Annotated in this window: 12 protein-coding genes; 7 read left to right on the top strand and 5 right to left on the bottom strand. The window is 60.6% G+C overall.

Translation table 11 applies throughout. The features are described from left to right. Positions 1–81: 81 nt before the first annotated feature. Complete coding sequence (gene proS / locus WMO17_RS00155) at positions 82–1,521, top strand: proline--tRNA ligase (RefSeq protein WP_332376162.1); 1,440 nt, start codon at positions 82–84, stop codon at positions 1,519–1,521. A gap of 186 nt (positions 1,522–1,707) precedes the next feature. On the opposite strand, the gene WMO17_RS00150 is transcribed toward proS, so the two are convergent. The 3 genes from WMO17_RS00150 to WMO17_RS00140 all read right to left on the bottom strand — a co-directional run bounded on the left by WMO17_RS00150 (position 1,708) and on the right by WMO17_RS00140 (position 4,502). Then, a complete protein-coding gene (locus WMO17_RS00150) occupies positions 1,708–2,589 on the bottom strand; it encodes an aldose 1-epimerase family protein (RefSeq protein WP_349137232.1) in 882 nt (293 codons plus the stop codon). A gap of 90 nt (positions 2,590–2,679) precedes the next feature. Further along, positions 2,680–3,828, bottom strand: a complete 1,149-nt coding sequence (locus WMO17_RS00145; RefSeq protein ID WP_097781961.1) for a sensor histidine kinase — start codon at positions 3,826–3,828, stop codon at positions 2,680–2,682. Further along, positions 3,825–4,502 (bottom strand): response regulator transcription factor, encoded by a 678-nt coding sequence (locus WMO17_RS00140; protein ID WP_044953424.1) that lies wholly within the window; start codon positions 4,500–4,502, stop codon positions 3,825–3,827. Before WMO17_RS00140 ends, WMO17_RS00145 begins: the two co-directional genes overlap by 4 nt. Before the next feature lie 151 nt (positions 4,503–4,653). Between WMO17_RS00140 and WMO17_RS00135 the strand changes: the two genes are divergently transcribed. From WMO17_RS00135 to WMO17_RS00110, 6 genes are all read left to right on the top strand, one after another. Further along, the gene (locus WMO17_RS00135) at positions 4,654–4,797 is read left to right on the top strand and encodes a CD1871A family CXXC motif-containing protein (protein WP_337678835.1); all 144 of its coding nucleotides are present in this window, start codon (positions 4,654–4,656) and stop codon (positions 4,795–4,797) included. After that, positions 4,790–5,680 (top strand): 4Fe-4S binding protein, encoded by an 891-nt coding sequence (locus WMO17_RS00130; protein WP_005939881.1) that lies wholly within the window; start codon positions 4,790–4,792, stop codon positions 5,678–5,680. Before WMO17_RS00135 ends, WMO17_RS00130 begins: the two co-directional genes overlap by 8 nt. A 4-nt stretch (positions 5,681–5,684) precedes the next feature. Then, positions 5,685–6,566: a TlpA family protein disulfide reductase gene (locus WMO17_RS00125; protein ID WP_005939879.1), complete on the top strand. Its 882-nt coding sequence runs from the start codon at positions 5,685–5,687 to the stop codon at positions 6,564–6,566. Positions 6,567–6,694: 128 nt separating this feature from the next. Further along, positions 6,695–9,298: a peptidoglycan-binding domain-containing protein gene (locus tag WMO17_RS00120; RefSeq protein WP_349137231.1), complete on the top strand. Its 2,604-nt coding sequence runs from the start codon at positions 6,695–6,697 to the stop codon at positions 9,296–9,298. Positions 9,299–9,301: 3 nt separating this feature from the next. Then, on the top strand, positions 9,302–9,994 hold the full coding sequence (locus WMO17_RS00115; RefSeq protein WP_097781966.1) for a peptidoglycan-binding domain-containing protein: 693 nt from the start codon (positions 9,302–9,304) through the stop codon (positions 9,992–9,994). A 289-nt stretch (positions 9,995–10,283) separates the two neighbouring features. Then, a complete protein-coding gene (locus WMO17_RS00110) occupies positions 10,284–11,447 on the top strand; it encodes an aminotransferase class I/II-fold pyridoxal phosphate-dependent enzyme (protein WP_120079431.1) in 1,164 nt (387 codons plus the stop codon). 37 nt (positions 11,448–11,484) lie between these two features. On the opposite strand, the gene WMO17_RS00105 is transcribed toward WMO17_RS00110, so the two are convergent. Both WMO17_RS00105 and WMO17_RS00100 read right to left on the bottom strand, forming a co-directional pair. Next, on the bottom strand, positions 11,485–12,447 hold the full coding sequence (locus WMO17_RS00105) for a D-2-hydroxyacid dehydrogenase (protein WP_349137230.1): 963 nt from the start codon (positions 12,445–12,447) through the stop codon (positions 11,485–11,487). Between the two features lie 21 nt (positions 12,448–12,468). After that, positions 12,469–13,107, bottom strand: a complete 639-nt coding sequence (locus WMO17_RS00100) for a hypothetical protein (protein WP_249235753.1) — start codon at positions 13,105–13,107, stop codon at positions 12,469–12,471. Positions 13,108–13,167: the final 60 nt, after the last annotated feature.

Below are 13,167 nucleotides of genomic sequence, written 5' to 3'. Positions count from 1 at the left end.
CACTGCATGGACGGGGCTTTTAATATGGTTCGTGCGGAACGCAAGCCGTTTGGCGCACGGCCTTAGGAGGAAAAAGCAAAAATGGCAAAAGATTCAAAGAAGCTCGTACAGGCGATCACCAGCCAGGAAGAGAACTTCGCACAGTGGTACACCGATATCTGCGTGAAGGCAGAGCTGGTGGAGTACTCCAGCGTGAAGGGTTTCATCATCCTGCGCCCCTACGGTCAGGCCATCTGGGAGCTGATCCAGAAGGACATGGATGCCCGTTTCAAGGCCACCGGCCATGAGAACGTGGCAATGCCCGTGCTGATCCCGGAAAGCCTGCTGCAGAAGGAAGGCGAACTGGTCAATGGCTTCGCGCCGGAGGTGGCGTGGGTCACGATGGGCGGTTCCGACAAGCTGGAAGAGCGTCTGGCCGTGCGTCCCACCAGTGAGACCATGTTCTGCGACCACTGGTCCCGCGTGCTGCACAGCTACCGTGAGCTTCCCATGAAGTACAACCAGTGGTGCAGCGTTGTCCGCTGGGAAAAGACCACCCGCCCCTTCCTGCGCAGCCGCGAGTTCTGGTGGCAGGAAGGCCACACCATCCACGAGACTGCCGCCGAGGCTGAGGCTGAGACCCAGCAGCAGCTGAACTGCTACGCAGATGTCTGCGAGCAGGATCTGGCCATCCCCGTGGTGAAGGGCCGCAAGACCGACAAGGAAAAGTTTGCCGGTGCCGAGGCCACCTATACCATCGAGGCCATGATGAAGGACGGCAAGGCCCTGCAGAGCGGCACCAGCCACTACTTTGGCGATAAGTTCAGCAAGGCTTATGACGTGACCTTTACCGGCCGCGACAACCAGCTGCATCATCCGTTCCAGACCAGCTGGGGCGTTTCCACCCGTCTGGTGGGCGCTATCATCATGACCCACGGCGACGACGACGGCCTGATCCTGCCCCCGGCAGTGGCCCCCATTCAGGTGGTCGTAGTGCCCATCGCAGCCCACAAGCCCGGCGTTTCCGAGAAGGCTGCCGAGCTGGCCGAGAAGATCAGCAAGTATGCCCGCGTGAAGCTGGACGACAGCGACAACGCACCGGGCTGGAAGTTCTCCCAGTGGGAGATGAAGGGCGTGCCTCTGCGTCTGGAGATCGGCCCCAAGGATCTGGAAAAGAACCAGTGCGTGCTGGTGCGCCGCGATACCCGCGAAAAAGTCTTCGTCTCTCTGGACGAGCTGGAGACTGCGATCCCCGCACAGCTGGAGGCCCTGCGCAAGGACCTGTACGAGCGTGCTCTTGCCAACCGCGAGAAGCGCACCTGGGCTGCCACCACCATGGACCAGGTGAAGGAGCTGGCCAAGGCAAACACCGGCTACATCAAGACCATGTGGTGCGGCGACCTTGCCTGCGAGATGAAGATGAAGGAAGAAGTCGGCCTGTCCAGCCGCTGCATGCCGTTTGAGCAGGAACACCTGAGCGATGTATGCCCCTGCTGCGGCAAGCCCGCCAAGACCATGGTCTACTGGGGCGTGGCGTACTAAGCTTTTCTTTTGATAACAGCATAAAAGCTCCCGGAGCATTTCGATGTTCCGGGAGCTTTTTCTTGTTTGCAGAACTCCTTCCGTCATCGCCGGCGCGATGCCACCGCCCTCAACGAGGGAGGCTTGACCGCGCAGACAGGCTTCCTCTCTGAGGGAGCTGGCGAGCGAAACGAGACTGAGGGAGTTTTACCGCTCAAATGTGGTGCTCAACGTGGTCTCCCAGCTTTCACCCGGGGCAAGGCAGGCGGCAGCGGCACGCTGGCTCCACTGCTGCGGGTCAGTCTCGGCGGCGGGCAGGCTGTGCCACGGCTCAATGCACACAAACCGCACCGGCTTTGCAGGGGCCGACCAGATGAGCGCGTAGGGGTAGCCTTCCACATTGCAGGTGATCTTGCGGCCGGTGCCCTTCTCATAGATGCCAATGGTCTTGGTGCGCAGGCCCGCCATGCAGAAGCTGTCGTTTGCGAACAGATCATCCGTCAGCTGGATGGCCTGCTGGTTCTTCCACTGATAATAGCACTTGCCAGACAGCAGGCCGTTCGGACGGGCATCCAGAATGACCGGGCTTTCCGGCTGGTCGAACCGGAACTCGTAATCCGTGGTGGTGTGCTGTGCATCAAAGGGGATGTTGAACGCCGGGTGATAGCCGATGCCAAAGCGCAGCTCTTCGGTGCCGGGGTTGCGCACCGTCAGCGTATGGTGCACGGTCTTGCCGTCCAGACGGAAGGTGCTGGTGAGCACAAAGTCGAAGGGGAAGCGTTCGGCTTTGATGGCATCATCCGAGCGCAGCTCCAACTGGATGGTATCGCCCTCGGCCTTGAGCAGGGTGTGCTCCATGTCGCGGGCAAAACCGTGCTGACCGCCCTTGTACGTTTTGCCGTCCACCTCAAAGGTACCGCCGGGCAGCTTGCCCGTCCACGGGAACAGAATGGGGGCGTGGCGCTTCCACACAGCCGGGTCGGCCTGCCAAAGCAGCTCTTCGCCTGCGGCGTTCTTCAGGCTGACAGCCTCTGCACCGTGGGTGTCCACGGTCAGGGTCAGAAATTCGTTGCGAATGGTTGCCTGCATTTTCAGTATCTCCTTTGTCCTTCTTATTTTCCGGGGTCTTCTGCTTCCAGTATACTCCCCCGTGTGCCAAAAATAAAGTCCCGCCCAGTTTCAGCAGGGCTGTGCCAGCGGCAGGGTGACTGCAAAGGTAGTGCCGTTTTCGCTGCTGCGTTCCACGGTCACACTGCCGCCATGCAGCACGGCGATCTCCCGCACAAGGGCAAGGCCAAGCCCAACGCCGCCCATCTCCCGGCTGCGGGACTTATCCACCCGGAAAAAGGGCTGGAAGATGCTCTCCCGGCAGTCTGCGGGGATACCCGGGCCGGTATCTGCAACGCGCAGTACAGCGGTCTGCTTTTCCTGTTGCAGGGTGACGCGCACCGCACCGCCGGGGCGGTTATACTTGATGCCGTTTTCCACCAGATTGAACACCAGCCGGTAGATCAGCGCATCGCTGCCCACCATGCCAAGTTCCTCGCAGTCCTGCTGCAAAGAGATATTGTTTTTCTGGGCAAGGGGGGTCAGGTCGGTCAGGATCTCCTCCACCAGCGGCGCAAGGGCGATCTGGTCGGTGCGGGAGACTGATTGCAGATTGCTCATCTCTAATAAAGTGCGCACAAGAGCGGTCAGGCGGTCCAGCTGCTCCCGCAGAGAGCGGATCAGCCCGGCAGTTTCGGCGTCCATGGCCGGGTGCTCCTCTGCAAACAGTTCCAGCTTCGTCTGCAAAATAGCCAGCGGGGTGCGCAGCTCGTGGGCGGCATTGCCCGCAAACTGCCGCTGCAACTCAAAGGACTGCGCCAGACCATCCAGCATCCGGTTCACCGACCGGCTCAACTGCCCGAATTCCTGCACAGTGTTTTCGTCCAGACGGGTGGTGGCGATGCTGTCCTGATCGACCTGCTGCGCCTGCTGCGCAAGCTGCTGTAACGGTTTCAGCGCTCTGCCGCTGACAAAATAAGCAATGGCAGCGCTGACGATGGTGACCACGACGGTGATGCACCAGCCCTTGCGGCCAAAGACCACCTTTGCATCGTAGACTTCCTGCGAAAAATGCGCCAGCAGACTGGACATTTCCTCCTGCGGGATCTCGATGGTCAACGGATCCGCACTGCCGGGCTGGTACTGCATCATAAAGCCGTTGAGGGCATCCATGCCGGTAACGCCGGTGCGGTATAAAAGCAGGTTCATGCACACGCAGGCGCAGGCGATGAGCAGCGCGGTCAGCAGGGTGATGCGCCATTGCAGGGACAAATGTTTCATTGTACCTCGCCTCCGATCTCGTAGCCTTCCCCGATGCGATTGCGGATGGGGTCGTAGCCCAGCGCCGCCCGCAGCTTTTTGCGCAGGGCAGAGATATGCACCCGGATGGAGTTGCTGAAGCTGTCTACACTGCCATCCCAGACGTGCTCGATGAGTTCTTCCTGACTGACCGGGCGTCCCTGATGCAGCAGCAGATATTCCAGTACGCCGCTCTCCTTCCGCGTCAAAGCAAGGGTCTGACCGTCCACAGCAGCAACGCGGCTGCGGGTGTTGAAGCTCAGCCGTCCGCAGCACAGACAGACGTCTTGCTGAATAAATTTGCGCCGGGTCAGGCTGCGCACCCGGGCTTCCAGCTCTGCAAGGTGAAAGGGCTTGGAAAGGTAATCGTTCGCCCCGGCATCCAGCCCCTCCACTTTATCTGCGATTTCACTGCGTGCCGACAAGATCAGCACACAGGTCTCAAGGTCGTGCCGGCGCAGGGTGCGCAGCACCTGCATTCCGTCCACCTTGGGCAGGTTGAGGTCCAGCAGTACAAGGTCGTACCGCTCTGCTGCCAGTGCCTCCAGCGCGGCCTCGCCGTCTGCACAGGCATCCACCTCGTACCCGGACAGCCGCAGCTTTCGGGCAATATCCTCCCGCAGGGAGTGCTCGTCCTCTACCACCAAAAGGCGCATCTTTGTTTTCCACCTTTCCCATAAAAATTGCGTTTTTTCTTCATTATAACAGATTATAGCAGACGGTGTTAAGATTCGTGTTAAGATTTTCTTAGCAGAGATTTTATCACGCATGGTGTATACTGATGCCATCAAACAACAGGAGGCTATGATGTTCATGACAAAAAAACAGGCGCAGCTGCTTTTGCTTGCCGCTGGGGTTCTGATGCTGCTGTTTGGCTTATGGCGGGGCGAGGCAGACACCGTATTTTCAAAAGCCATCCGGCTGTGTATGGAGTGTGTGGGCATTGGATAAGAAAAAGAAAAAGCTTTCTCCCCTTGCCCGCTTCCGGGGCTTTATACAAGCCGGGGCTACCCTGCTGACCAATCTCCACCTACCCAATTTTGCAAAAGGAGCGCTGTATCAGGGCGGCGGAAAATACGTCTGCGTGCCGGGGCTGAACTGCTATTCCTGCCCGGGCGCGGCCGGTGCCTGTCCGGTGGGAGCATTCCAGGCGGTGGTGGGCTCTTCCAAGTTCCGCTTTTCCTACTACATTACCGGCATCCTCATCCTCTTTGGGGTGCTGCTGGGGCGGTTCATCTGCGGTTTCCTCTGCCCATTCGGGTGGTTTCAGGAGCTTTTGCACAAGATCCCATCCCCCAAGCTTTCCACCAAAAAGCTGAAGCCGCTGCGCTATTTAAAGTATGCGGTGCTGCTGGTCATGGTGGTGTTGCTGCCTTTGCTGGCGGTCAATGAGCTGGGCATGGGCGACCCCTTCTTCTGCAAGTATCTCTGCCCGCAGGGCGTGCTGGAGGGTGCCATTCCCCTCTCCCTGACCAATGCGGGCATCCGCGCTGCGCTGGGCAAGCTGTTCACATGGAAGGCCTGCATCCTGCTGGCGGTCATCGTGGGCAGCGTGGTGTTCTACCGCCCCTTCTGCAAGTGGCTGTGCCCGCTGGGCGCGTTCTATGCGCTGCTGAACAAGGTCTCGCTGTTCCAGATGCGCGTAGACACCCACAAATGCGTCTCCTGCGGAGCCTGTGCAAAGGCTTGCAAGATGGACGTAGACATTACCAAGACCCCCAACCACGCCGAATGCATCCGCTGCGGGATGTGCATGAAAGCCTGCCCCACGGACGCCATTCAGTACAAGTTCGGGCTGGGGGACCAATCAAATACCGAAACAACAAAGGAGTAAAATCATGAAGATCCATCGTATCGCCGCACTTTTTCTCAGCCTTGTGCTGGCTTTCAGCCTTGCCGCCTGCGGGCAGGGCGCATCTTCTGCATCTTCTGCATCCTCTTCTGCCGCTTCCTCTGCGGCAGCAGAAAGCAAAACCGAGGAGCAGCTGCTGGCCGAGGAAAACGAGATCCTTTCTGCAAACGATGCTCTGTGGGAGAAAGTGTTCTCATCCATGGACAAAAACGTGACCGAAACCACGATCAGCGCCAACTACGGCGATTTTCTGCTCAGCGCTGTGGAAAAGGCCAAAGATCAGTTCTCGGACGAGGAGTACAAGACCCTGACCGCAGATGCCGAAAAGATTCGTGCCATCGAGGAGCAGATCGCCGCTCTTGCCCCCGCAGAGGATGCCGCTTCCAGTGCCGCCGCACAGGGCACCGCCTTCCCCAAGTTTGAGGGCAGCGATTTAGAGGGCAACCCGGTGGACAACAGCCTGTTTGCGGGCAACGCCTTTACGGTGGTGAATTTCTGGTTCAACGGCTGCAAGCCCTGCGTGGAGGAGTTGGACGACCTGAACGCCCTGAACGAGAAGGTCAAGGCACAGGGCGGTGAGGTCATCGGCATCAACACCGAGACGCTGGACGGCAACCAGCAGGGCATTGATGCCGCCAAAAAACTGCTGGAGACAACGGGCGCAAGCTACCGCAACATCTACTTTGCCTCCGGCAGTGAGGCCGGCAAGTTTGCACTGAACATCATGGCCTTCCCCACCACTTACGTTTTTGACCGGGACGGCAACGTTGTGGGGCAGCCCCTGCTTGGCGGCATCGACAAGGAAGAAAACCTTGCCGCTCTGCAAAAAAATATCGACGCCGCCCTTGCCAAGGACAGCGCCAAATAAACCTTTCTCCCCTGCCGCCTTCGGGCGGCTTTTTTATTTGCGGTGTGCATTGCCATGCACGTCCGGCGGCGCAGCGGAATACGCTGTGAGAGAAGCATTCCATTCTCACAGCAAAGGAGCATCCGCCTATGAAAAACACCGGCATTCTACGCATTCAGGCTTTCGGTGCCCGTCAGTCCTCGCCCATCGAGGGTGTTCTCGTCACCGTGTCCGGCAACGGCTTTACCGCTCAGCGTATCACCGACGAGACCGGCACCGCTGCCGACCTTTCCATTGAAGCCCCCTCCTGTGCGCTGTCCCTGCAGGAGGACAACACCATCCGGCCCTATGCCGTTGTGGACCTGACTGCCGCAAAGGCAGGCTTCCGCACCGTGCGCATTCAGGGTGTGCAGATCTTTGCCGGGCAGGTCACACTGGCCCAGCCGGAGATGATCCCTGAGACCGAAGGGGATCGCGACGTGGTAAACCCGCCCATAGTCATCCCGGAACATTCACTGTTCACCGGCGATGGCGGCAGCGGCCCGGACCCCATGGAGAACTGCGTGCCCCGGGTGCTGGACAGAGTCATCATTCCCAAAAACATCACGGTGCATCTGGGCAAGCCTGCGGCATCCGCCCGCAATGTGACTGTCTCCTTCCGGGATTATATCGCCAATGTTGCATCCAGCGAAGTCTACCCTACCTGGCCGGAGCAGGCCCTGCGGGCCAACATCCACTGTCAGATCTCGCTGGCACTCAACCGCATCTACACCGAGTGGTACCCCAGCAAAGGCTACACCTTCAACATTACCAACTCCACCAGCTACGACCAGTATTACGTTCACGGACGCACCGTGTTCGATGTGATGGTGCGCATCACCGACGACATCTTCAACACCTATATCCGCAAGACCGGCACCGTAAACCCCTACTACTCTGAATACTGCGACGGTAAATCGGTCACCTGCCCGGGTCTCAAGCAGTGGGGCACCGTGACGCTGGCCAATCAGGGCCGTAACGCCTTGCAGATCCTGAAGTATTACTACGGCAACGACATCGAGATCATCCGCACCTCGAACATCCAGTCCATCCCCCAGAGCTACCCCGGTTCGCCCATCCGGCAAGGCGACAGCGGCACAGCGGTGTTCACCCTGCAACGCCAGCTGAACCGCATCACCAAGGACTATCCCTTCCTCGGCCTGCTGACTGTGGACGGCGTGTTCGGGGCCAAGATGGCCGCCACTGTTAGGGCGTTCCAGAAGCAGTTCAACCTGATCGCCGACGGCGTAGTCGGACGACAGGCATGGTACAAGATCAGCTATATCTATGTGTCGGTCAAGGATCTTGCGGAGCTGACCAGCGAGGGCGAGGTGTCCAGCGGCACTCTCTCGGACGGCACATGGGGCGGCACCGTACTGCGCACCGGCTCCACCGGCAGCGCCGTGGAACAGCTGCAGTTCTGGCTGAATACGCTGGCACAGTATGAGTCTTCCATCCCATCGTTAACAGTGGACGGCGTTTACGGCACTGGAACGGCCAACACGGTGCGGGCCTTCCAGCGCAAATACGGCCTGACCGTGGACGGCGTGGTGGGCCGTGACACATGGACCGCGCTGTACGACCAGTTCCGCAGCATCCAGTCCGACAACGGCACCCCTAATGCCTACCCCGGCACCGCCCTGCGGGAGGGTGCAAGCGGACAGAATGTGCGGCTGGTGCAGTTCTGGCTCAAGATCGCGCGCACGGTGTACTCGAACCTGAACAACATCACGGTGGACGGCAAGTTCGGCAGTGCCACCACAGCGGCAGTCAAGCGGTTCCAGACCTACTTTGGCCTGACCAGCGACGGTGTGGTGGGCCGCACGACATGGAACAAGCTATACGAGGTGTACAACGACATCGCCAACAAGCTGCTGTCGTCCAGCCTGCGCCCCGGCGAGTACCCGGGCGTGCTGCGCAAGGGCTCTTCCGGCACAGCGGTGCGGGAGCTGCAGTTCTACCTCTACCTCATGAGCGCCTACGAAAGCAGCATCCCGGCCATTGGCATCGACGGACAGTTCGGTGCTTCCACCGAAGCTGCCGTGCGGGCCTACCAGCGCTTTGCGGGGCTGACTGTAGATGGCATCGTGGGACGTACCACATGGAACAGCCTGTACGACAAGGCGTCCACTCTGCGGACATCCGGGCCGGTGGTCACCCTGAAACGCCTGCCCTACCCCGGTACCCCGCTCACAGTGGGGTCTTCCGGCAGTGCAGTGCTCTACTACAGCCTGCTTTTGCAGCGCATTGCCTACTACTTTACCAGTGTGGAGAAGCCGCCCCTCTCCGACCAGTACACCGACGAGACTGCCGTCGCCACCCGCAGCGCACAGGAGCTGCTGGGCCTGCCCGAGACCGGCATTGCGGATGCCGGCACATGGACAGCTGTGGAAGCGCTGAGCCTGCAGCTCGCCGCCGAAATGCCCAACCCCGACCGCAGCATCGGGCATGGCCCGGTCTACCCGGGCCGGGCCATCGGCGCGGGCAGCGTGGGGCCGGACGTGGCGCAGGTGGAGACATGGCTGAACAGGCGTTCCTGCCTGTACTGCACCGAGGGCTATGTGACCGAGAACCGCCGCTTCGGCCCGGAAGAGACTGCCGCCGTCCGGCTGGCACAGCAGCGGGCCGGGCTGCTGGTGACCGGCACCGTGGACCGCGGAACATGGGCCTCGCTGCAGGCCCAGAGCTGCCCACACTGCAGCAAGGAGGAATGAGCGATGGCACGACTTCTGATCTACGATGCCTACGAGAACAAGGTATACACCTATGCAAACCTGAACGAGAACGACCCCATGCCCTACAGCACCGGCACCACCCTGCGGGTGCGGGAATTCCGGGGCAAATCCGCCAGCCCCACCCTGTGGACCACCATTGCGGCCATGGAAGCGTGGAACCTGACCCGCCGCAAGTACGGCAAGGGCATCCCGGTGGGGTATGCCTTCCGCCGCATCTGGGAGGGCGGCCACGGCACCCGCAGCCAGCACTACGCGGGCGTATCCTTTGACGTGGGCCAAAGCCTGACCCGGACCGCCCGCACGGCCATCTACAACGCAGCCCGGGGCACCGGGGCATGGGGCTATGTGGAGCCGCTGAGCCAGACCCCCACATGGGTGCACATGGACCGCCGCTACGGCACGCCCGCCTGCAGCGGCACCACCGCCGGGTATCCTACCCTGAGGCGGGGAAGCCGCGGCTGCTATGTGATGATTCTGCAGGACGCGCTTTCCACGCTGGGCTACCAGACCGGGAGCCGCATCGACGGCATCTTTGGTGCCCGGACGGAGGAAGCGCTGAAAGGCTTCCAGCGGCGCACGAGCCTGCGTGTGGACGGTGTGTGCGGCTGCAACAGCTGGAAAAAGATCAGCACCGCCGTCATCGGCGTGGGACGGACAAAAACGACGATCGATTGATAAACCCTCTCAGTCTCGCTTCGCTCGCCAGCTCCCCCGAAAGGGGGAGCTCTTTTGCATCTGATGGTTTGCACTCATAAAGCTCGCCCTTCGGGAGAGCTGGCACGGCGTCAGCCGTGACTGAGAGGGTTTTCTTCCCGTGAAACATCCTTCGCTTCCCATCACCGAAAGTTGAAACTTTCTCCCCCATCTGCCCTTTTCGTTGCGCGGTTTGGAAAAACGTGCTAAAATAGCTCTATCATTAAAATGGTTCATGTTGAAAACAAGAGGATTTGAGGGGTATCGTATCATGGAATTTTCCAAACGACTGGACTTGTTCGGCGACGAGATCTTCGCCGCACTGAACGAACGCAAGGTAGCTCTGGAAGCTCAGGGCCGCACCATTTATAATCTGAGCGTCGGCACGCCGGACTTTGCGCCCGCCGAGCACATCCGCAAGGCCATGATGGATGCCGCTGCCGACCCGCAGAACTGGAAGTACAGCCTGCGCGACCTGCCTGAGCTGCTGGATGCCGTGTGCGGCTACTACAAGCGCCGCTTCGGCGTAGAGATCGCGCCGGATCAGGTGGCCAGCTGTGCGGGCAGTCAGGAGGGCGTGGGCCACATTGGTATGGTGCTGTGCGACGAGGGCGACACCGTGCTGCTGCCCACTCCCTGCTACCCGGTGTTCATCGCGGGCAGTCTGCTGGGCGGCGCAAAGCCGTGGTATTACCCGCTGACCAAGGAGCACGGCTTCCTGCCTTATGTGAAGGACATCCCGGAGGATGTGGCCCGCAAGGCAAAGTATATGATCGTCTCCCTGCCCGCAAACCCGGTGGGCAGCGTCGGCTCCCCGGAGCTGTACGCCGAACTGGTGGCCTTTGCCAAAAAGTATGACATTCTCATCATCCACGACAACGCCTACAGCGACATTATCTTTGACGGGGCCGTGGGCAACAGCTTCTTCAATACGCCGGGTGCCATGGATGTGGGCGTGGAGTTCTTCAGCCTTTCCAAAAGCTTCAACGTCACCGGTGCCCGCATCAGCTTTCTTGTAGGCCGGAGGGACGTGGTAGCTGCCTTCAAGAAACTGCGCGGCCAGATCGATTTCGGCATGTTCCTGCCGGTGCAGAAAGCGGCCATCGCCGCCCTGACCGGCCCGCTGGACATGGTAAAAACGCAGTGCGGCCTGTACCAGCAGCGCCGCGACGCTCTGTGCGGCGGCCTGCGTTCCATTGGCTGGAATGTGCCGGACAGTCACGGCAGCATGTTCGTGTGGGCACCCATCCCGGCAAAGTACGCAAAGAGCATGGACTTCTGTCTTGACCTTGTGGAAAAGAGCGGTGTGCTGTGCACGCCGGGTTCCAGCTTTGGCCCGCTGGGCGAAGGCTACGTGCGCTTTGCCCTCACCCTGCCGCCGGAGCGCATTGCCGAGGCGGTGCAGTCCATCAAGGCAAGCGGTATCCTGAACTAAAAAAAACGGGAACGTCCATGCGGCGTTCCCGTTATTTTTATGCGTTCACAATATTCTCTCCCGCGCCATCCAGCCATGTGCGCAGGTTGTTGGCAGTAATATCCATCAGCCGCTGCAGGGCTTCGTTGGTGGCCCACGCGATGTGCGGTGTCAGCAGGGCATTCGGCAGGCCGCGCAAAGGGCTTGCCTGCGGCAGCGGTTCAGTGCCAAAGGCATCGGCACCGTAAAAGCCAAGCTTCCCGTTTTTCAGCGCATCGGCCACGGCCTGCTCGTCCACCAGTGCACCGCGGGCGGTGTTCAGCAAGATCATGCCGGGCTTTGCCTTTGCAAGGGTGGCCGCGTTGATCAGCCCCCGTGTTGCAGGTGTTGCCGGGCAGTGCAGGCTGAGCACATCGCTGCGGGCAAGCAGGGTGTCAAGATCCACGAATTCCACACCGTCGGCTTTGTACTCCGGCCGAACGGTGCGGGTGCACACCAACACCTCCATGCCAAAGGCCTTGGCAATGCGGGCGGTCTGCCGGCCAATGCTGCCGTAGCCATAGATGCCAAAGGTCTTGCCCAGCAGTTCCACCTGCGGCAGCAGACCGTAGGCCGCAGGCTCCTTGGTGCGCCAATGGCCGTCCTGCACAAGGCGATGGTAACGGTCGGCGCACTGGCAGATGGCCAGCAGCAGGCTGAAGGTCATCTGTGCCACACTGTAAGTAGAATAGCCCGGCACGTTGGCTACCGGCACGCCATGGCGGCGGCAGGCCTTCAGATCAAGGTTATCCGTGCCGGTGGCAATGATGCCCACCCACCTGAGCTTCGGGCACTGGGCCAGAACGGCTTCGTCGATGCGGCACTTATTCAGGAACACGATCTCCGCATCCCCGATGCGCGGCACCACCTCTTCCTGCGCGGTGCGCCCATAGCGGGTGATGTCCGGCACAAGCGCCTTCACACCCGACCAGTCCAGATCTCCCTGCTGTATGGCATAATCTTCCAGAACAACTGCTTTCATTTCAACTTCCTCACTTTCACATCATACGGGATACAGTGCCAGCACGGTGCCCTGCGGGCTTTCGCGGCTTTCCAGCGCGGCATAGCCTCGAGCCAGCAGGATGGCAATGTGCACCCGGTCGGCCAGCGGGAGCCATACCGGCGGCACATTCTGCGCAAGGCACCCGGCCTGCAGCAGGAAACACGGTGCCAGACTGTCCAGCGGACGGATAGCCCGCAAAGCAAACCCCTGACGCAGATACAGCGGGATCAGCTCTTCTGCCGCACATTCCACCACGGCCCACCGTGCCCGCTGCCGGGCAAGAAACTCCTGCCGGGCAGCAGCCGCAGCCAGCAACGGTGCAAGGGTCTCGGCGGCATGGCCGTCCGGCCCGGCTGCCGGGGTCAAAAAATATCCGCCTGACGTGCGGTTCCAGCCCAGAAAGCGGCGCAGCGCAGCCGCCGCTGCCACATCGGCATCCATGGGCAGCAGGATGCACCCGGCTCCCGGCACACCGCGTGTACTGTACACGCCCCACACCTCGCCTACCGTCAGCATCCGCAGCACCTCGCTGCGCGGACGGTACACACTGCTCACTTCGCTCTGCGCCAGCCGGCAGAATTCCTCCGCCGAAAGCCGCCTTACCTGCCGCGTGCGCGGCGGGTCACAAACCTGGATCATTTGGTTTCCCCCATTCTTTTTCAGTATGCATCCAGCATACCGGACCGGGGGCGAGAATCG

Source organism: Faecalibacterium faecis (assembly GCF_040096475.1).
In the GTDB taxonomy this organism is placed as follows: domain Bacteria; phylum Bacillota; class Clostridia; order Oscillospirales; family Ruminococcaceae; genus Faecalibacterium; species Faecalibacterium taiwanense.
The sequence above is the reverse complement of the archived record's forward strand: the minus strand, read 5'-3'. Positions and strand labels throughout refer to the sequence as shown.